The sequence below is a fragment of the Paenarthrobacter sp. YIM B13468 genome, assembly GCF_042788025.1.
Lineage (GTDB): Bacteria > Actinomycetota > Actinomycetes > Actinomycetales > Micrococcaceae > Arthrobacter > Arthrobacter aromaticivorans.
Genome location: NZ_JBHZPI010000001.1, coordinates 173,535 through 193,428, shown reverse-complemented (window position 1 = coordinate 193,428; position 19,894 = coordinate 173,535). Strand labels below are relative to the sequence as shown.

Below are 19,894 nucleotides of genomic sequence, written 5' to 3'. Positions count from 1 at the left end.
TTTACTGGTCGGGTTCAGTTTAGTCCTAAATGGGAATGATTCCTATTTAGCAGTGCTGGCACCGACCCGGGAGGTCGGCGCCAGCCACAATTTCCCGCTATTGCTGGGTCTGCGGACCACCAAGACGGCGGATACCCGTCGCCTGGGTAGCATCGCGGATCTCGCCCACCAACTGCTCGATCACGTCCTCAAGGAACAACACGCCCTGTGTCGCGCCTCCAGGTCCAACCACACGGGCCAGATGCGATCCGGTGCGCTGCATCACAGACATCGCCTGCTCAATCTCATCCTCAGGGGACAGGTTCGCCAGGGAACGGATCCGCCCCTCGGCAATCGGATGGCGGCGACCCTCCTCAGGTATGGAGAGGATGTCCTTGACGTGCAGGTATCCGGCAAGTTCGCCGTCGTCGTCCACCATGGGGAACCGTGAGAAGCCCGTACGGCTGACCGCCTTTTCCAACTCGACGGGAGTCGACGCTGTCCTCAGGACCACCAGCTTGTCCAACGGAACCATGATGTGCGACGCCGTGTGTTCAGAGAACTCCAGGGCACCGCTGAGCAAGCCGGCGTCATCGTCCACCAGGCCATGCCGCGTGGATTCCTGCACAATCGACTGGACTTCCTCAAGGGTGAACGAAGACGACACTTCATCCTTGGGCTCGATCTTCATCAATCGGAGGATGTGGTTTGCAAGCCAGTTGAGGGTCCAGATCACCGGTTTGACCATGCGGCCGATAAACACCAACGGCGGCGCCAACAGCAGTGCCGCCTTGTCCGCCACGGATACCGAGATGTTCTTGGGGACCATCTCTCCGAACGTCACATGCAGGAACGTGACAAAGAGGAGGGCAATGGCAAAGGCGATAACATCCGCCAGCTCCATCGGGACGCCAACCATTTCAAGGGGCTCCGCCAACAGGTGATGGATGGCGGGCTCGGCAACCTGAAGAATCAAGAGCGAGCATACTGTGATGCCCAACTGCGCGCAGGCCAGCATCAGGGAGACACTTTCCATGGCCCGCAGCGTAGTCTGCGCCCGCTTTGATCCAGCTTGCGCCAAAGGCTCAATCTGGCTGCGGCGTGCGGACATGACCGCGAATTCTGCACCCACGAAGAAAGCATTGCCGATCAAAAGAACCACGAGCCAGGCAATTCCCGCCCAGTCACTCATACGGCACCTGCTTCGTGGCGGTCATTCTGCGTGTCCTCAGGCGTCGCTTCATCTTCTTCAATGTGGTGGAAGCAGATCCGGTCAATTCTCCGACCGTCCATCCGGGTCACGGTCAGCGTGCCGCCGCCGGCCTCCACCACATCACCAACTTTCGCGATGCGCCCAAGCTTGCTCATCACATAACCGCCAACGGTTTCGTAGGCGGCCTCATCGGGAACAGTGAGGTTGGGGATTTGTTCGGACACCTCATCCGGCCTCAGCAGGCCAGGGAAGTACCAGTCGCCGGATGCGCTCTGCAAAAGGCCGGGCCGGACCTTGTCGTGTTCATCGGAAACCTCCCCCACGATTTCCTCAACCAGATCTTCCAGGGTTGCTATCCCTGCAGTGCCACCATATTCATCCAGAACGACAGCCAGTTGCAGGTTTCCTTCGCGCAGTTCGGAGAGTAGGGCATCCAAATGGATGGTCTCGGGAACGCGAAGTACGTCCGTCATGATCGCCCCGGCCTGAAGCTTCGCCCGACGATCGGCAGGCACAGCCACTGCTTTCTTGATGTGGACCACGCCGCGGATGTCGTCAGCCGAATCACCAATCACCGGGAAACGGGAGTATCCGGTTCGCCGCGCGGCGTCGAGGATGTCGCTCACAGGCTGGTCGGCATCAATCGTTTCCATCCGGATGCGCGGCGTCATGACGTCCGCTGCAGTGCGGCCCGAGAAATTCAAGGTTCTCGCCACAAAGTTTGCTGTGCCTGCGTCCAGTGTGCCGAGCTCCGCGGAACGCCGGACCAGTGAAGCCAGCTCGGCGGGAGTCCGGGCTCCCGAGATTTCCTCTTTCGCTTCAAGCCCAAACAAGTTCAGTACCTTGTTGGAGAAGCCGTTCAGCACCACGATGGCCGGCTTGAAGACCGCCGTGAAAATCAGTTGTGGCCTGGCAAGCTTCCTGCCCAGCGGGAATGCAAGGGCGATGGCCATATTCTTGGGCACCAGCTCGCCCAGGAGCATCGACAACAAAGTGGCGAAGGCCATTGCGAGAACAAGGGCTATGGAATGTGCGACCTCCGGACTGAGGCCCAGCAGGCCCAGCGGCCCCACCAGGAGCTGCCCCACAGATGGCTCCATAACGAAACCCGTCAAGAGCGTGGTCAGCGTGATGCCAAGTTGGCAGCTGGAAAGTTGGGTGGACAGGGACTTCAAGCATTTCAGCAGCGGAGCTGCGCCGTGGTCGCCGTTGTCAACTGCGCGCTGAACGCTCGCCTGATCCAGGGCAACGAGGGAAAACTCAACTGCTACAAAAAAGCCGGTGCCAAGAATCAGGGCAAAGCCGGCAAGGAGGAGAAACCATTCCACTTAGCGCTTCCCTCCAAGGGCAGGCGCTTGCAGTGCGGAACTTGCCCCCAAGGGGGAGATTCGCCCCGGCGGAGGCTGATCTGGTGCCGCAGACGCATGGTCCGTGGCACCACCGGCTTGGAAAGCCGGCGCGTGATGGGCATGTGAACGGGTGTTGCCGGCTCGAGGGGCGCGCTGTGCGGAGTTGCCTGATCGGCTCCCCCGACAGTTCCCAGGCCGGCACCTAGATTTACTGTCCATAAGGGTTTCAGTCTACAGGGCAGGTACTGCGGGCCCATGCAGGGGTGACGCGCTGAAGGAAAAATGGGCGCCTGGGCATTACGTCGGCCTCAACATGATTTAGGTCACCACTATTGGCAGTTAACCAACGATCCTAACTAGACTGACAAAGGTCTGAGTTCGCGGGACCCGGACCCTGGTGCATTGTTGCGGAAAAGCAACCTTGGCCAGCGGGAAATCAAAACTCATGGAAGAGGCGTATTTCAAGTGCCAGAGCAGCCCAGCCACCGTCTACCAGAGGAATTTGGCGGAAACGAGTGGCTCGTTGACGAACTGTACGAGCGGTACCAGCAGGACAAGAATTCGGTCGACGCCAAGTGGTGGCCGCTCTTCGAATCCTTCGATACCGGTGACGGCACTTCTTCCAACGGAACCTCCGCAGCCACAGCCGCTGCCAATCCCCCCACCCAAGTTCTTCCCGTCGTAGCTCCGGCTGAAGCGGCACCGGCACCGGCGCCGGCCGCCCCCGAAGCTGCCCCGGCCACCACCCCTGCAACCGCTGCCCCTGCTGAAGCAGCAGCCCCGGCTCCGGCGAAGAAAGCCCCCGCCACGGTTGCCAAGGACGGAGCAAAGAAGCCCGTCGGCGGCAATGCCGCACAGCCGATTCCTGCCCAGCTGCCCAAGAGCACCAAGGCTCCCACCGCTCCCGAGGAAGACGTCGTTTCCGTCCTCCGCGGACCGGCCAAGGCCATCGCTACCAACATGGTGACCAGCCTTGAGGTGCCTACGGCCACGAGTGTCCGGGCAGTTCCTGCCAAGCTGCTGATCGACAACCGCGTTGTCATCAACTCCAACCTTGCACGTGCCCGCGGCGGCAAGGTGTCCTTCACCCACCTCATTGGCTACGCGGTTGTCCGCGCGCTCTCCCAGTTCCCGTCAATGAACGTCTACTACGACGAAATTGATGGCAAGCCGAGCGCTGTCCAGCCCGCCCATGTCAACTTTGGCATCGCCATTGACATGCCCAAGCCCGATGGCACCCGCCTCCTGATGGTTCCCAACATCAAGAAGGCCGAGACCATGGACTTTGCCGAGTTCTGGCACACCTACGAGGACCTCATCAAGCGGGCCCGCAACGGCAAGCTCACGGCGGATGACCACGCCGGCACCACGGTCTCCCTGACCAACCCCGGCGGCATCGGCACGGTTCACTCAGTACCACGTCTCTCCAAGGGACAGGCAGCCATCATCGGCGTCGGCGCCCTTGACTACCCGGCCGAGTTCCAGGGTGCCAGCGAGAAGATCATCGCCCAGAACGCCATCAGCAAGATCCTCACGCTGACATCCACCTACGACCACCGGGTCATCCAGGGCGCAGGCAGCGGCGAGTTCCTCAAGCTGGTCCACCAGCTCCTCCTTGGTGCGCAGAACTTCTACGACGAAATCTTTGAAGCCCTCCGCATTCCGTATGAACCCGTCCGTTGGAGCCCTGACCTCCAGGTTGACCCTGCAGATGAGATCAATAAGGTTGCCCGCATCCAGCAGCTCATCCACTCCTACCGTGTGCGTGGCCACCTCATGGCAGACACGGATCCCCTGGAATACGTACAGCGCAAGCACCCTGACCTTGATGTTCTGACCTACGGCCTCACGCTCTGGGACCTGGACCGCGAATGGCCCACAGGTGGCTTCGGCGGCAAGCCGCAGCTGAAGTTCCGCGACATCCTTGGTGTACTGCGGGATGCCTACTGCCGCACCACAGGCATCGAGTACATGCACATCCAGGAGCCTGCGGAGCGTAAGTGGTTCCAGGACCAGCTGGAGCACCCGTACTCCAAGCCGAGTCGGGAAGAGCAGCTGCGCATCGTTTCAAAACTCAATGCAGCCGAGGCTTTCGAGACCTTCCTCCAGACCAAGTTCGTCGGGCAGAAGCGCTTCTCCCTCGAAGGAGGCGAGTCACTTATTCCGCTCCTTGACGCTGTCATCTCGGACGCTGCCGACGACGGCCTGGACGAAGTCGCGATCGGCATGGCCCACCGTGGCCGCCTGAACGTGCTCACCAACATCGCAGGCAAGACCTACGCACAGGTGTTCCGTGAATTCGAAGGCACGCAGGACCCGCGCTCTGTCCAGGGGTCCGGCGATGTGAAGTACCACCTCGGTACTGAAGGCACCTTTACCTCGGACAACGGCAAGCAGACGAAGGTCTACCTCGCCGCCAACCCGTCCCACCTTGAAGCAGTCGACTCCGTGCTCGAGGGCATCGTCCGCGCCAAGCAGGACCGCCTGGACCAAGGGGAGTCCTTCCCGGTCCTGCCGATCATGGTTCACGGTGACGCTGCCTTCGCAGGCCAAGGTGTTGTTGCTGAGACCCTCAACCTTTCCCAGCTGCGTGGTTACCGCACGGGTGGCACCATCCACGTGATCGTGAACAACCAGGTTGGCTTCACCACGGCACCGTCCTCTTCGCGTTCGTCCACGTACTCCACGGATGTTGCCAAGATGATCCAGGCCCCCGTGTTCCACGTGAATGGCGATGACCCCGAAGCCGTGGTGCGTGTTGCGCAGCTCGCCTACGAGTTCCGCCAGCGCTTCCACAAGGACGTTGTCATCGACATGGTGTGCTACCGCCGCCGTGGTCACAACGAGGGTGATGACCCCTCGATGACGCAGCCGCTGATGTACAACCTGATCGAAGCCAAGCGTTCGGTCCGCAAGCTGTACACCGAATCGCTGATCGGCCGTGGCGACATCACCGAGGAAGAAGCCGAGCAGCTGCTCCGCGACTACCAGGAACGCCTTGAGCGGGTCTTTGCTGAGACGCATGCAGCGCAGACCTCCCCCATCCCGATCATCACGGCTGACTCTGCTGCTGTCTCGGACATCGAGCGCCCGATTGCCCAGCAGGCGGACTTCGGAACCAACTCACCGGCTTCCACGGCCATCTCCCCCGAGACCCTTGCCCGCATCGGCAAGGCCCACCTGGAGATCCCGGAGGGCTTCACGGTTCACTCCAAGCTCAAGCAGCTCCTGGAGAAGCGTGAGCAAATGTCCCGTGAAGGCGGCATTGACTGGGGCTTTGGCGAGATCGCGGCCTTCGGGTCGCTGATCATGGAGGGCGTCCCCGTCCGGCTGGCCGGCCAGGACTCGCGCCGCGGTACCTTCGTGCAGCGTCACGCAGTGTTCCACGACCGCGCGAATGGCAATGAGTGGCTGCCCCTGGGCAACCTCTCGGACAACCAGGCCAAGCTGTGGATCTATGACTCCCTGCTGTCCGAATATGCGGCCATGGGCTTTGAATACGGATACTCGGTGGAGCGCCCCGACGCCCTCGTGCTGTGGGAAGCCCAGTTCGGTGACTTCGTCAACGGTGCGCAGACCATCATCGACGAATTCATTTCCTCCGCTGAGCAGAAGTGGGGACAGCGTTCCTCGCTCGTGCTGATGCTGCCGCACGGCTACGAAGGCCAAGGTCCTGACCACTCATCTGCACGCATCGAGCGGTTCCTGCAGCTCTGTGCAGAGGACAACATGATCGTCGCCAACCCCACCACGGCAGCGTCCCACTTCCACCTGCTGCGTCGCCAGGCTTACAGCCGTCCCCGCAAGCCGTTGATCATCTTCACGCCGAAGCAGTTGCTGCGCCTCAAGGGCGCCGCGTCCGCCGTCGAGGACTTCACTACCGGCGGGTTCAGGCCAGTCATCAGCGATCCCGAGGTAGAGGCTGCAAACGTGGACCGGGTCATCCTGGTCTCCGGCCGCCTGTACTACGACCTCCTGTCCAACCGACAGAAATCCGGGGACACCTCGACTGCCATCATCCGCGTGGAGCAGCTGTACCCGCTGCCGAAGGCCGAAATTGATGCAGAGCTCGCCAAGTACCCGAACGCTGACATCGTCTGGGCCCAGGACGAGCCCGCCAACCAGGGTCCGTGGCCGTTCATGGGCCTGAACCTGGCACCGGAGCTGGATCGCAAACTCCGCCTCGTGTCGCGTCCGGCATCTGCGTCCACCGCCGCAGGCTCCATGAAGCGTCACGCTGCTGAGCAGGATGCCTTGATCAAGCAGGCGTTCGAACGCAAGTAGCCAAGAAACTGCCCGGCTGGAGGTGCTGTCAATGCACTTCCGGCCGGGCAGTTCTGTTTAATGGGACAGGTACCCGGTTCATCAAGCCGGCCGCAGATCCAAAAGCCGTGCAAGGACCGTAACGAGTGTGAAGAGGTAACCGTGGAAGACAGGAAGCTGCGTATCGCGGCTGTAGGAGATGAATTGCTCGCCGGCTTGGGTGACCCCCGCGCCTTGGGCTGGCTCGGAAGAGTGCTGGCCCGCACGCCCCAGGATACCGTCGTGGTGGAAAGCTTCTCACTCCCCTGCCCCATGGAAGGCACCGAGGGACTCGCCTCGCGATGGCAGGACGAAGCCGGCCGCCGTTTCAGCGACTCGCACGAGAACCGATTGGTCATAGGACTCTCCGGCCGTGACCTGGAGTTCGGGCTTTCCACGGCGCGCAGCCGGTTGAACCTGGCCAATATTCTTGACGGGGCCTCGCACAGTGGCGTTGAAGTGTTCGTGGTGGGCCCGCCACCCACTCTCGATCCCGCGCGCAACAAACGCCTGGCCGATTTGAACACAGCATTTGCCGATGTCACCACCCGCCGCAACCACCACTACGTTGACACTTTCTCTCCATTGCTGAACCACGAGCAATGGAGGACGGACCTCGCAGCCAATGGAGGGACACCCGGGCAGGCTGGCTACGGATTGATCGCGTGGCTCGTGCTGCACCGCGGCTGGTTCCAGTGGCTTAACATCGCCCAGCCGGAGTAGCCCTCCCAGCAAACCATTGCGTTTCCCCTATTCGCGATATATCGTGTTTTCATCAACGCGATATATCGCAATTTGGAGGGATCATGTCTGACGAGCTTTGGACCGTGACGGGCCCACAAACTATTGATGTGGACGATGTCCACTCGCTCAAACTTGGAATAGTCAAGGGACGGTTCGACGTCGTCAGCCACGACGAACCCTTCGTCCGGATCGAGGTCAGCGAAATCAGCGGCGACCCCCTGGCCGTCACGCTGGTGAACGGCCGCCTGGAGGTACGCCATCAACTCCAAGGACCACAAGGTTGGTTTCGAAACCTGATGGGTACCGTCAACAACACCAGCACCAACTCCGTTGTAGTCGGGATCGCGCTTCCGCACGGAGTGGACGTCGAAGCGGGAACAGTAAACGGCGATGGCATGGTCTCCGGCGTCAAGGGACGGATTCGGCTCAACACAGTTTCGGGCTCGGTCATGGCCGACGACACCAGCGGTGAATTGCACGTCAACACCGTCAGTGGCGAAGTCATAGCCAGAAACCACGACGGCGTCCTGACCGCCAAGAGCGTTTCAGGTGAAGTCACCGCCTCGGGCAAGTTCAAGAACGTCAGGGCAAGCACCGTGAGCGGTGACCTCAGCTTCGACCTCCACGACTACACCAACGACCTCGGAGCCAATTCGGTGTCAGGGGACCTCACCATCCGGCTGCCGCACGACGTCGGCCTGGACATCGTTGCCAAGTCCGCCAGCGGCACCGTCATCATTGATGACCAGATGTATGCCCAGCCCGGAAGCAAGGTGCAGACCATCGTCGGTCCGGATGAGAGGCTCATGCTCGTGCGGACCAACACAGTCTCCGGCAAGACTTACATCATGCATGGCACAGCGCCAGCCTCGGGAAATGACCACCCGGTGCCTGGGGAGGCGGGTCTCTGATGCCTCCTGTTTTTGCGCATGGCGCCCTGCGCTTGTACCTTCTGGCGCTGCTTGAGTCAGGACCCAAGCACGGATACGAGCTGATCAAGGCCCTGGGTGACCGGTTCGGCGGCACCTACTCCCCCAGCGCCGGGACGATCTATCCTCGTCTTGGGAAACTGGAGGAGGAAGGCCTTGTAGCTACAGAGACCGAGGGCCGCCGCACCAAGTACTTCATCACCGAAACAGGACTGGCGGAGTTGAACCGACGGCGGCAGGAGCTTGCCGACGTCGAGGATAATATCTCAGCCTCCGTGCGTCGACTGGCCGACAACCTTCGGGAAGACATTAGAACCAACATGCGTGGCCTGAAGGCGGATCTCGCCGCTACGGCTGAGGCCGCGCGCAGCACTGCGACGGCCGCCACCTTCCAAAGCAGGACGGCGGGCTTTTCCCCTGAGGGTGACCGAATGCTCAAAGAGGCCGAGCTCCTGGTCCAATCATTCCGCGATGACATCCGCGTGGAGTTGCGTCAACACAGCGCCTCGCACCCGCTGAATCCCGTAACCCTTGAGACAGTGCGCGCAGTGTTGGACCAAGCCCGCATCTCAATCAGGAATTCGCTGCGGAGCTGACAGTCGTCCAACCCGGTTCGCGAGCGAACGCCCGGATGTGCGAAACTGGAGGGCAGCTCTATTGAGTATCAATCATCGAAGGAGGCCAGCTATGAGCAAGCGTGCACGTAAGCGTCGTGACCGTAAGCGCGGCGGCGCGAACCACGGCAAGCGTCCCAACACCTAAGCCATCGGCTTAGCGTCAAGGCTTAACAGCAAGGGCCCCGGAAACCATACGGTTTCCGGGGCCCTTGGCGTTTGGGCGCTTTACCTGGCCCCATTGCTGGAACAGCGGCGTTGGATCAGGCCTCCACCGGCTTGATGGAGTGGATCCGGTCAAGTATTGAGTTCTTGAGGTTCTCCGGCGCGGACTCCGTGCACGAGCGCTTGACCATGGTGCGGATCAGGCACTCAAGGTCATACTGCTCAGCACATTCCTCGCAGGTGTCCAAGTGCTGCTTGATCTCTGTGAGGTCCTCGCGCGTCAATGCGCCGTCGAGGTACTCATAGATCCGCTGCATCCGTGTATCGTCGCAATCGCCCAATCCCTGGCAGTCGCTCATTGCTCTTTCTCCTGATTGTTGCTCCCGGCCGCAGCCTGGTCTTCGGTGTGGGCCTTGAAGCCCCGTTCTGCGGCGTAATCCGCCAGCATGTCCCTCAGCATCTTGCGGCCGCGGTGCAACCGCGACATGACTGTGCCGATCGGGGTGTTCATGATTTCGGAAATCTGCTTGTAGGCATATCCCTCGACGTCGGCGAAGTACACAGCCAACCGGAATTCCTCCGGAATGGCCTGCAACGCGCTCTTGACGTCGGAATCGGGCAGGTGGTCCAAGGCTTCAGCCTCTGCGGATCGCAACCCGGACGAGGTGTGCGACTCAGCTTTTGCCAACTGCCAATCCTCAATCGTGTCCGAGTTGGACTGCAGCGGTTCGCGCTGCCGCTTCCGATAGAGGTTGATGTAGGTATTCGTCAGGATCCGGTATAGCCAGGCCTTGAGGTTGGTCCCCGGCTTGTACTGGTGGAAAGCCGAAAACGCCTTGGTGTAAGCCTCTTGGACGAGGTCTTCGGCATCGGAGGGATTCCGCGCCATCCTCATTGCCGCTGAATACAGCTGGTCCACGTACTGCATGGCGTCGCGCTCGAAGCGCTCCCGCCGCTGTTCGGGAGTTTCCGTGGCGAGATCGACGTCGGCCGGTGCCGATGCGTCTGCTGCGCCGTCCTCCGCGGACGGATCGGCTGCTTCGTACATGGCCGCTGCGGCCGGTTCAATGGTGCTCATCGTTGCCAAGTCTACTGTCAGCTTCCGGGAATCCGGCTGCGCAGGATACCCGGGCTCCAGGAGACCCACACGGTCCCTAACCAAGGTCAAAAAACCAACTCCGTTCAGCGAAGCGGCAACGCCTTGCCGCGGCCCGGTCTTCACCGTTCCTCTTGTTCACAACGGCAGCCGCTGGGTAAATATTCCGCAAAGATGCAAGACTAGAGCAGACTGCACCCCTTGAACACAGCACGTATTGAATATCGTCATGAATATCGTGGCAAGCCATCCAGGAGGCAAGACATGTCTGTTATCCGTTTTCTCGCGCGGCCGATGCTCGCGTCCAGCTTCGTCATTGCAGGTCTGGACAAGCTCAAGAACGCGGACGACACTGCGAAGCAACTGTCGCCGGTCCTTCGCCGTGCATCGGAGTCACTGCCCTTCCCGACAGATGAGAAGGTCCTTGCCCGCGTTATCGGCGGCGCACAACTGGGTGCAGGCGCCCTGCTCGGCCTCGGCAAGTTCTCCCGCTTCGCGGCAACGGTTCTGGCATTGACGTCGGCACTGAACTCCTACGTGGAGTGGCGCTCAGCCGACATCAGCACCAAGGACGGCCGGAGCGCACGCCGGGCCCAACTCCTGAAGAACATTTCCCTTACCGGCGGCGTTTTGTTGGCCTCTGTCGATACTGAAGGCCGCCCCAGCCTCGCATGGCGGGCCGAACACCTGGCTGCCGACGCCAGGAAGGTCACGGGCAAGCAGCTCAAGCGGGCAGACAAAGCAGTACGCAAGGCCGTTGACAACGCAGTTGGAGCATAAGGAAGCATGACAGGTACCACCGCATCAAACACGGGTCCAACACACTCAGTCGACACCCTGCCCCTTTGGGCGGCTCCGTACGCCACCAAGCCAGTGGATGCCACAGTGACGGTGCCGGGCTCAAAATCGCTCACCAACCGTTTCCTGGTCCTTGCAGCATTGGCCGACGGCCCTTCCCGGCTGCGAGCCCCCCTTCATTCCCGCGATTCCGTGCTGATGATTCAGGCGCTCAGGCAACTGGGCGCCACCGTTACCGAGGTACCCGGCGACGGCGATTATGGACCGGACCTTGAGATCACGCCCATGGATCCTTCAGCTTCGGGTGCGGCGACTTCCATCGATTGCGGCCTTGCCGGTACGGTCATGCGCTTCGTTCCACCTTTAGCTGCGCTACGCAATGGTCCAACCATGTTCGACGGCGATCCCCATGCCCGGAAGCGGCCCATGGGGACCATCATCGAAGCACTGCTCGCTCTCGGAGTTCCTGTCGCCACCGAAGGCGGCAGGACGCCGTCGGCCCTTCCCTTCTCGGTGGATGGCACTGGCGAGGTTCGGGGTGGCCACCTGGTGATCGATGCCAGCGCATCGTCCCAGTTCGTCTCGGCCTTGCTGCTGGTGGGCGCCCGGTTCACCGAAGGCCTTCATCTGGAACACGTCGGCAAGCCGGTTCCCAGCCTGGACCACATCAATATGACCGTGGCCGTCCTTCGTGGAGTCGGCGTCAAGGTGGACGATTCGGTGCCCAACCACTGGCGAGTGGCGCCTGGCCCCATTCATGCCTTCGATCAGCGGATCGAACAGGACCTTTCCAACGCCGGCCCGTTCCTTGCCGCAGCCCTCGCAACCCACGGTACCGTCCGGATCCCCAACTGGCCCACCGAAACCACCCAGGTGGGTGACCTGTGGCGTACCATCCTGGTTGAGATGGGTGCCACCGTGACGCTCGAAAACGGTACGCTCACGGTGAAGGGTGGCCCGGAAATCCGAGGCGCCGACTTCGACGAAACCAGTGAGCTCGCGCCCACGGTCGCTGCGCTGTGCGCACTGGCTACAGGTCCTTCACGGCTGACCGGCATCGCGCACCTTCGTGGCCACGAAACCGATCGACTCGCCGCGCTGGCCGCTGAAATCAATCGGCTCGGCGGAGACGCGGAAGAAACAGCTGACGGCCTGATTATCCGCCCTGCCACCCTGCATCCAGGCGTCGTCCACAGCTACGCCGACCACCGCATGGCTACAGCGGGCGCTATCTTGGGGCTCGCCGTTCAGGGCGTTCAGGTGGAGGATATCGCCACCACGTCCAAGACGATGCCCGAATTTCCCCAGATGTGGGAGGCCATGCTGCAGCAGGGCACAGGCGACGATGAAACCGTCACCAGTGAGGCCAGCAACTGACCATGGGCCGCGACGCAAGCTCCTGGGACGAATCCGACGTCCGGATCCGTCCGAACAAAAAAGGATCAAGGCCCCGCACCAAGGACCGCCCCAGTCATGATGACGCGGTCATCGGCCGGATCATCACGGTGGACCGCGGGCGATACACCGCCATCGTTGGGGAAGACTCCTCTGATGAACGCATTATCATCGCTGCACGCGCGCGTGAACTCCGACGAAACCCTGTTGTTCCCGGCGATTTTGTCGCTTTGGTGGGCGATGTATCGGGAGAGCCGGATACCCTTGCCCGACTGGTCCGCATACAGGAGCGCAGGACGCTGCTCCGGCGCAGCGCTGATGATACCGACCCCATCGAAAGAGTGGTGGTGGCCAACGCAGACCAACTTGTGGTGGTGGTCGCCGCGGCCAATCCGGAGCCCCGAACCGGCTTTATCGATCGCGCCTTGGTTGCAGCCTACGACGCCGGTATCGAGCCCCTGCTGCTCGTCACCAAAGCAGACGTCAAGGACCCTGCCGAGCTGTTGTCCAACTATCTCAGCCTGGACTTTCCCATCATCATCAGCCGTACGGCAGACGATGAAGCGTCCGGCATTGACGCCCGCTCTGACGACGGACTGTCAGCGCGGCTGGACAGCCGCGCCGTTGCCGAATTGCGGGCCCACCTTGATGGAAAAGTGACTGTCATGCTGGGCCATTCGGGCGTCGGCAAGTCCACCATGGTTAATGCCCTCACAGGAGCCGAGCGTGCTACCGGTGGTGTCAACGCCGTCACCGGGCGGGGCCGGCACACGTCGTCGTCGGCGTTGGCCCTGAAGCTGGCAGACGCACCTCCCGGTAGCTGGATCATCGATACACCCGGTATCCGCTCCTTCGGCCTGGCACACGTGGACCCCGACCGCATCCTGCATTCCTTCCCCGATTTGGAACCTGGCACCGAAACTTGCGACCGCGGTTGCAAGCACGATGCCAGCGCCATTAATTGCGGACTTGACGGGTGGGTGAACGAGGGACATGCCGGTCCTTCCGGAGTGGCCCGCTTGTCTTCGCTCCGGCGACTGCTGGGCGCGGACCCGCGGTTGGAAGCGAAAGAGACCAAGGAACTCGGTACCGTCAACTAAGTGTCGGTGCACCACGATCCAACTGCAGGGAACGTTTCACGATAGTTTGGTGGCATGACCCAACCCGTTTCCAGCTACAACGACGACCTGCGACTGGCCCACGTGCTGGCGGATTCCGTGGACGCCCAAACCATGGACCGCTTCAAGGCCTTGGATCTGCAGATCGAGACCAAGCCTGACCTCACGCCCGTGACGGATGCCGACAAGGCTGCGGAAGAAGCCATCCGTGGCCAATTGTCGCGTTCCCGCCCCCGTGACGCCGTCCTCGGCGAGGAGTTCGGCAGCAGCGGCCACGGCTCCCGGCGTTGGATCATCGACCCCATCGACGGAACCAAGAACTTCGTTCGGGGCGTTCCCGTGTGGGCCACCCTGATTGCACTCGTTGACGAAGGCGAGCCGGTCGTTGGGGTTGTCAGCGCTCCCGCGCTGGGCAAGCGTTGGTGGGCAGCAAAGGACATGGGCGCCTATATGGGCCGCTCACTGGCTTCAGCCACCCGGCTCAAGGTGTCAAACGTGTCGCGGTTGGCGGATGCCTCAATGTCATATTCCAGCCTCTCCGGTTGGAAGGAACGCGGCAATCTGGACGAATTCCTGGGGCTGACGGAAGACATCTGGCGCACGCGCGCCTACGGCGACTTCTGGTCCTATTGCCTGGTTGCCGAGGGGGCTGTGGATATCGCCTGCGAGCCAGAGTTGAATCTTTACGATATGGCAGCACTCGTTCCCATTGTGACGGAAGCCGGCGGCCGGTTCACCTCGTTGGAAGGCGAGGACGGCCCCTTCGGCGGCAACGCCCTGGCCACCAACTCCATCCTGCATTCAGAGGTCCTCAAGCGGCTCAACCCTGCCCTGGATGACCTCCTCTGACCCAGCAGCACCAACAAGCAAACAGGCTTTGCACAGAATTTTCGACGGCGGGTGCCTCCTTTTCGGGGCATCCGCCGACTTTTCTTCGCCCAAAGCCCAGTTTGAAGACCCTTCGTAACAATGTGCTTAACAAAGCGGGCGACTTTGGAACAGGCCAGAGGCGTGACCTAACCTCTTTACAGGTCACGAGTGCCAGCGCTAAACCCCGGTTTGCTGGCCGGCAACCCTCCATTCGCGGTGGGGTGCCCCGGGTGACGACCCGGCCGGTCCGGAACGGATGCGGCAAGCGCGGATCCCCGTAGGGGGTCCCTCCTGAGTGAGGTCCCATGAGCACTGCTACGTTCAACTCCACCGATCTGACGTCCCTTGTGGTCGAAGAAGCAAGGCACGAAGCCGCTGCAGGCAGGCCCCTGGCCGCCGTCACAGGTGCAGAGCTGCAAGCTCCCCTGATCCAGGGTGGCCACGTCCGCTACGCCAACCTTGACTACGGAGCATCCGCTCCAGCCTTGACAATCGTTTCTGCGTATCTCAACGAGATCCTCCCCTACTACGCCAGTGTCCACCGCGGCGCGGGCTACGCTTCCCAGATCAGCACCTCGGTCTACGAGAATTCCCGCGACATCGTCCGGGAGTTCGTTGGTGGCCGTCCCGACGATTCCGTGATCTTCACCCGGAACACCACGGACTCACTGAACCTGTTGGCGGGCTGCCTCCCTCAGCTGGACGGAAAGCCAACGGGCGAGGTCCTTTACCTGGACATCGAGCACCATGCCAATCTCCTCCCCTGGCAGGGTGTCCCTCACCGCAGTGTCGTAGCTGCTTCGACACTGACAGCTACCGTGGCCAAGCTCCGCGAGGAACTCAGCCAAGGCGGCGTGTCACTGCTGGCGGTCACGGGGGCCTCGAACGTGACCGGTGAAATCCTGCCGATCGCGGAGCTCGCGGCACTTGCGCACGAATACGGAGCCCGGATTGTGGTGGACGCCGCTCAGCTTGCCCCCCACCGCCGCATCGACATCGCCGCAGCAGACGTCGACTACATCGTGTTCTCCGGGCACAAGCTCTACGCTCCGTTCGGCGCCGGTGTTGTTGTGGGTCGTCCTGACTGGCTTGACGCCGGCACTCCCCACCTTGCTGGCGGTGGCGCCGTTCGTGAAGCCCGCTTGGACTCGGTCAGCTGGGCTTCCGGTCCTGCACGCCATGAGGGCGGCTCCCCCAACGTCCTCGGCGCGGCAACACTGGCCCGTGCGACGCAGGTGCTCGCCGACTTGGATCAAGAGGCCTGGCACGCCCATGAAGCTGCCATCCGCTCATACCTCGTACAGGGACTTGAAGCAATCGACGGCGTGACCGTTCACCGGATCTTCAGCGACTCCGAGGACACCATCGGCGTGGTCAACTTCTCCGTGGAAGGATTCGACGCCGGGCTGGTCGCCGCCTACCTCGCCGCCGAACACGGCGTAGGACTTCGTGACGGGCGCTTCTGCGCCCATCCCCTCCTCAAGCGGCTCGGCCTCCCTTCGGGCTCTCTGCGAGCCAGCTTCGGCGTAGGCTCGCGTCTGGAGGATGCCACACGACTGCTCGCTGGTATCGAAGAACTCAAGCGCACGGGTCTCGGTTGGGACTATGTAGTGGATGAGGGCCGATGGGTACCGGCCAATGACCACCGCACCTATCCGGAATGGGCACCAAACACCCCGGGCACCGCAGGGGCTGCACCCTGCACGATCGACTAAACACTGCCACAGTTTGGTCAGCGGTGCCTTGGCCCAGGCCGGGATCATCATTGTCGCCCGTGCGGTAAATTCGTAGGGTAAATGGCGTTCGCGGTAAAGGAGTCAGTGCGTGGCCGTGCGTTCCCCTCGGGATTCCGGCGGAAGTGTTTCCGGCAGCCTTCTTTCCAGCAGCGCTGGCAGGCCGGGTGGTCCCAAGCTGCATGCCACGCGACGCCACGAACTGGGCCAGAGCTTCCAGGACGGCGGCGAACACTACGATCGGGTTCGGCCCGGATATCCCACAGACTCAGTGGATTGGCTTCTTCCTCCTGGAGCGAAATCCGCAGCTGATATTGGTGCAGGCACAGGAAAATTCACGGCGTTGCTCGTGGAACGCGGCCTGCAAGTGGTCGCCGTCGATCCTTCCACAGACATGCTGGAGCAACTTCGAAAGTCCTATCCCGGCGTTGAGGTGTTGGAGGGTACAGCCGAGGCCACGGGGCTGGGGGACTCAGCATTCGACGTCGTCAGCGTTGCCCAAGCATGGCATTGGTGTGACCCGATGAAAGCCAGCAAAGAGATTGCCCGGATCCTCCGTCCCTATGGAGTCCTTGGCCTCATTTGGAACCAGCTGGACACTTCCGTGCCCTGGGTTCACAGGTTGTCACGAATCATGCACGCCGGAGATGTGCACAAGCCCGGTTTCCGGCCAGTTATCGGACCGGAATTCACGGACTTGGAGAGCCATCTCACCAGCTGGGAGGACGCGGTGTCACCGGAGGACATCATGGAGCTCACAAAATCGCGCAGCTACTACCTCCGCGCAAATGAAGCCACCCGCGCAAAGGTCATGGGAAACCTGGAGTGGTACCTCTACGATCATCTCGGCCATACCCCAGGCCAACTAGTTGGGTTGCCGTACCTAACGACCACCTGGCGGGCACGCAAGATCCACGGCGTCCCGCCACGGTAGGCTTGGTGTGTGAAGACCAGTACGCCCTCCTCCTCGATCGAGGACTACGTTAAGGTCATCTACTCCTATACGGAGTGGCAGGACAAACCCATTACGTCCTCGCAGCTTGCCCTGCGGCTTGGCGTTGCCAATTCCTCGGTGTCTGAAATGGTCCGCAAACTCAAGGACCAAGGCTTGGTGGACCACCAACCCTACAGTGCCATCAGGCTGACTCCGGAGGGCATGCGACTGGCGCTGTCCATGGTCCGGCGGCACCGCCTGATTGAGACTTACCTCGTTGACGAACTCGGTTACAGCTGGGACGAAGTCCATGATGAAGCTGAGATGTTGGAACACGCGGTGTCCGATACCTTCATCGAGCGCATGGCCGCCAAGCTTGGCCATCCCCTCCGGGATCCTCACGGCGACCCGATTCCCTCGGCTGACGGATCGGTGGAACTCCCTCACGCGTACCGCATGATCGAGTTGGACGAAGGCCACTCAGGCCGCATCACCCGAATCAGCGACGAAAATCCAGATCTTCTTCGCTATCTCGCGTCGGAAGAGATCACCTTGGATGCTCCTGTGGAGGTGGTGGGGCGCAAACCATTCGGCGGAGCCTTGGTGGTCCGGATTGGCAGCGGACCCCAGCGGCGCGAATTCGATCTCGCGGACGAAGTTACAGCGGCACTTTGGGTCCAAAGCGCCGAAGTCCACGAAGGCTGCGTGCTTCCCGCGCGCTGACTGTGCTGCGCTGACTGTGCCGCGTTGACTATGCACAGTGCATCGGCTAGCTGTGCTGGTCGGCCGACCCGCCGTCGTCGGACGCGGTATCCGGGGCGCTGTCAGCGGTAACTGCCGCTTCGGTAAGCGGGTTACGGATCCCGACGGCGGACGCCACGCCCCCGACAACGAACAGGGCCGCTGTGACAATCAAGGCGTTGTACAAGCCCTCCCGTGTAAACACCGGACCAACGATCAGGCCGGCAAAGGCAATGCAGATCAGACCTGCGATACGTGCCACGGCATTGTTTACCGCGGAGCTGATCCCTGCCTCCTCTTGCGGTACCGCGCCTAGAATTGCGGCGGTGAGTGGCGCAACGAGAGTGGTAAGTCCCACGCCGAAGACGATCTGCCCCGGCAACACTTGGGTCCAGTAATTCAGAGGCTCCTGGATGGAGAGGGACATCAGAAAGCCCACACCGCATAACAGCGGCCCCACTGTCATGAACCATCGAGGACCATACTTTCCAGCCAGCCCACCGAAGTAGGACGCAGTCAGCATCAGGATGACGGTCGCCGGAAGCAGGGCGATTCCCGCTATGGTAGCCCCCATGCCCCCAACCTGCTGGAGATAGATGCCCAGGACAAAGAATCCTAGCGATATCCCACCGTAAATCGCGAGCGTTGCAAGGTTGCCCCAACCAAAGTTCCTTATGGCAAACAGCCTCAACGGCAACATCGGCTCCCTGGTCCTGGCCTCGTGGACCAGGAACAACACCATCGCCATGGCACCGACTAGGAGCGGCAGCCATACCTGGACGCTCATCCAACCCATCCGGCCCTGTTCAATGAATGCATAGACGGGACCACCTAGCCCAATCATGGCCAGCACGGCACCGAGGTAGTCGATTCGCTTGCTCTTGTCCCTGGCCGCATCCGAGGCGCGAAGACCTGCGAGCATGGGCCAGATAGCGACAGCAGGTATGACGTTGATGAAGAAAATAACCCGCCACGACAGCAGGTCCACGGAGACTCCGCCAATCAGTGGTGCCACGATGGCAGCGGCGCTCGTCCATCCGGACCATTGGCCTATGGCTTTGGACTGGGAGGGGCCAGAAAACGACGTAATGATCATGGCCAACGAACTGGGCACAAGGAGGGCGCCTGCGATACCTTGAAGCGCACGGGATACCACCAGGACCTCCCCGTTCCATGCCAGGCCGCACATCACCGAGGTCAGCGCAAAGCCCGCCAGCCCCCATTGGAGGATCCGCGCCCGCCCAAAATGGTCCGACAATGAACCGGCCACAAGGATGAGGGCCCCGAGGGTCAACAGATAGGCATCCACCACCCATTGCTGGATGACCAGGCCACCGCCGAGTTCGCGCCCGATGGCCGGCAATGCGAGGTTCACCACGAAGCCGTCCAGGATGGCGATAAAGGAAGCCACAATAGCCACCACGAGCACGCGCTTTTGAAGGGGCGTTCTCGGCAGCAAGGCCGCTGCGTCCGTCATGTGGACAGCTTACGCGGCATTCGTCCATGGCGAAGTCCCGTATCGTTAAACAGTGATTAGTAGACGTGACGCAGCATTGGCCCTTGATATCTCCATGGAAATGGCCCAGCGCCACGGCATCCCGTCACGGCTGTCAGAAGCGGAACTTCGTAGCCTCCAGGACAATCCACCAGCCTGGCTGGTCCAGTCACGTGCCAACCGGACGGGCAAACGGCCAGTTTGGGTGCATCTGACCTGCGCAGTGTGCGGGTACTCAGAGGCGGTGCGGCCCAAAAAGTGGTGGCCCAACTTCTCGTTCGTCTTTTGTGGGCACCATAAGAACAGTGAACTGCCGGAACTGTTCCTTGGTGACGTGCGCAGCGAATATGAAGGCGTCGGCAGCCGCTTTGTGGGCGTGGTCGATGTCCGCGAGGATCAGGCCTAGGCTCGGCTCATTG

At 61.5% G+C, this 19,894-nt stretch carries 18 protein-coding genes and 1 riboswitch; of the genes, 13 read left to right on the top strand and 5 right to left on the bottom strand.

From position 1 onward, the window contains the following. Nucleotides 1–97: 97 nt before the first annotated feature. Nucleotides 98–1,171, bottom strand: a complete 1,074-nt coding sequence (locus ACFX4T_RS00865; RefSeq protein WP_216923986.1) for a hemolysin family protein — start codon at nucleotides 1,169–1,171, stop codon at nucleotides 98–100. Continuing rightward, nucleotides 1,168–2,520: a hemolysin family protein gene (locus ACFX4T_RS00860; protein ID WP_377650494.1), complete on the bottom strand. Its 1,353-nt coding sequence runs from the start codon at nucleotides 2,518–2,520 to the stop codon at nucleotides 1,168–1,170. Before ACFX4T_RS00860 ends, ACFX4T_RS00865 begins: the two co-directional genes overlap by 4 nt. Before the next feature lie 486 nt (nucleotides 2,521–3,006). Between ACFX4T_RS00860 and ACFX4T_RS00855 the strand changes: the two genes are divergently transcribed. From ACFX4T_RS00855 to ACFX4T_RS00835, 5 genes are all read left to right on the top strand, one after another. Beyond that, complete coding sequence (locus ACFX4T_RS00855; protein WP_216923988.1) at nucleotides 3,007–6,825, top strand: multifunctional oxoglutarate decarboxylase/oxoglutarate dehydrogenase thiamine pyrophosphate-binding subunit/dihydrolipoyllysine-residue succinyltransferase subunit; 3,819 nt, start codon at nucleotides 3,007–3,009, stop codon at nucleotides 6,823–6,825. A gap of 141 nt (nucleotides 6,826–6,966) precedes the next feature. Beyond that, nucleotides 6,967–7,566: a GDSL-type esterase/lipase family protein gene (locus ACFX4T_RS00850; protein WP_216923989.1), complete on the top strand. Its 600-nt coding sequence runs from the start codon at nucleotides 6,967–6,969 to the stop codon at nucleotides 7,564–7,566. An 83-nt stretch (nucleotides 7,567–7,649) separates the two neighbouring features. Then, complete coding sequence (locus ACFX4T_RS00845) at nucleotides 7,650–8,498, top strand: DUF4097 domain-containing protein (protein WP_377650493.1); 849 nt, start codon at nucleotides 7,650–7,652, stop codon at nucleotides 8,496–8,498. Then, complete coding sequence (locus ACFX4T_RS00840; RefSeq protein WP_377650492.1) at nucleotides 8,498–9,112, top strand: PadR family transcriptional regulator; 615 nt, start codon at nucleotides 8,498–8,500, stop codon at nucleotides 9,110–9,112. The genes ACFX4T_RS00845 and ACFX4T_RS00840 overlap by 1 nt, the downstream gene beginning before the upstream one ends. Before the next feature lie 91 nt (nucleotides 9,113–9,203). Further along, nucleotides 9,204–9,278, top strand: a complete 75-nt coding sequence (locus tag ACFX4T_RS00835; protein ID WP_369299106.1) for a 50S ribosomal protein bL37 — start codon at nucleotides 9,204–9,206, stop codon at nucleotides 9,276–9,278. A 115-nt stretch (nucleotides 9,279–9,393) separates the two neighbouring features. On the opposite strand, the gene rsrA is transcribed toward ACFX4T_RS00835, so the two are convergent. Further along, complete coding sequence (gene rsrA / locus ACFX4T_RS00830) at nucleotides 9,394–9,654, bottom strand: mycothiol system anti-sigma-R factor (RefSeq protein ID WP_216923992.1); 261 nt, start codon at nucleotides 9,652–9,654, stop codon at nucleotides 9,394–9,396. Beyond that, nucleotides 9,651–10,463: a sigma-70 family RNA polymerase sigma factor gene (locus ACFX4T_RS00825; RefSeq protein WP_377650491.1), complete on the bottom strand. Its 813-nt coding sequence runs from the start codon at nucleotides 10,461–10,463 to the stop codon at nucleotides 9,651–9,653. Before ACFX4T_RS00825 ends, rsrA begins: the two co-directional genes overlap by 4 nt. A gap of 192 nt (nucleotides 10,464–10,655) precedes the next feature. Between ACFX4T_RS00825 and ACFX4T_RS00820 the strand changes: the two genes are divergently transcribed. From ACFX4T_RS00820 to ACFX4T_RS00790, 7 genes are all read left to right on the top strand, one after another. Then, nucleotides 10,656–11,171 (top strand): DoxX family membrane protein, encoded by a 516-nt coding sequence (locus ACFX4T_RS00820; RefSeq protein WP_216923993.1) that lies wholly within the window; start codon nucleotides 10,656–10,658, stop codon nucleotides 11,169–11,171. A 6-nt stretch (nucleotides 11,172–11,177) separates the two neighbouring features. Continuing rightward, the gene (aroA, locus tag ACFX4T_RS00815; RefSeq protein WP_377650490.1) at nucleotides 11,178–12,566 is read left to right on the top strand and encodes a 3-phosphoshikimate 1-carboxyvinyltransferase; all 1,389 of its coding nucleotides are present in this window, start codon (nucleotides 11,178–11,180) and stop codon (nucleotides 12,564–12,566) included. Nucleotides 12,567–12,568: 2 nt separating this feature from the next. Further along, nucleotides 12,569–13,684 (top strand): ribosome small subunit-dependent GTPase A, encoded by a 1,116-nt coding sequence (rsgA, locus tag ACFX4T_RS00810; protein ID WP_377650489.1) that lies wholly within the window; start codon nucleotides 12,569–12,571, stop codon nucleotides 13,682–13,684. Nucleotides 13,685–13,738: 54 nt separating this feature from the next. Then, the gene (hisN, locus tag ACFX4T_RS00805; protein ID WP_216923996.1) at nucleotides 13,739–14,551 is read left to right on the top strand and encodes a histidinol-phosphatase; all 813 of its coding nucleotides are present in this window, start codon (nucleotides 13,739–13,741) and stop codon (nucleotides 14,549–14,551) included. 181 nt (nucleotides 14,552–14,732) lie between these two features. Further along, a riboswitch (SAM riboswitch) is annotated at nucleotides 14,733–14,846 on the top strand. A gap of 31 nt (nucleotides 14,847–14,877) precedes the next feature. Then, nucleotides 14,878–16,287, top strand: a complete 1,410-nt coding sequence (locus tag ACFX4T_RS00800; RefSeq protein ID WP_377650488.1) for an aminotransferase class V-fold PLP-dependent enzyme — start codon at nucleotides 14,878–14,880, stop codon at nucleotides 16,285–16,287. Between the two features lie 196 nt (nucleotides 16,288–16,483). Next, nucleotides 16,484–17,239 carry a class I SAM-dependent methyltransferase gene (locus tag ACFX4T_RS00795; protein WP_377650620.1) on the top strand — a complete coding sequence of 252 codons (756 nt, stop codon included), beginning with the start codon at nucleotides 16,484–16,486 and terminating at the stop codon, nucleotides 17,237–17,239. A 9-nt stretch (nucleotides 17,240–17,248) separates the two neighbouring features. Continuing rightward, nucleotides 17,249–17,962: a metal-dependent transcriptional regulator gene (locus ACFX4T_RS00790; RefSeq protein ID WP_216923998.1), complete on the top strand. Its 714-nt coding sequence runs from the start codon at nucleotides 17,249–17,251 to the stop codon at nucleotides 17,960–17,962. A 46-nt stretch (nucleotides 17,963–18,008) separates the two neighbouring features. On the opposite strand, the gene ACFX4T_RS00785 is transcribed toward ACFX4T_RS00790, so the two are convergent. Next, the gene (locus tag ACFX4T_RS00785; RefSeq protein WP_377650487.1) at nucleotides 18,009–19,457 is read right to left on the bottom strand and encodes an MFS transporter; all 1,449 of its coding nucleotides are present in this window, start codon (nucleotides 19,455–19,457) and stop codon (nucleotides 18,009–18,011) included. 94 nt (nucleotides 19,458–19,551) lie between these two features. On the opposite strand from ACFX4T_RS00785, the gene ACFX4T_RS00780 reads away from it, so the two are divergent. Next, a complete protein-coding gene (locus tag ACFX4T_RS00780) occupies nucleotides 19,552–19,881 on the top strand; it encodes a hypothetical protein (RefSeq protein ID WP_216924171.1) in 330 nt (109 codons plus the stop codon). Nucleotides 19,882–19,894 lie beyond the last annotated feature (13 nt).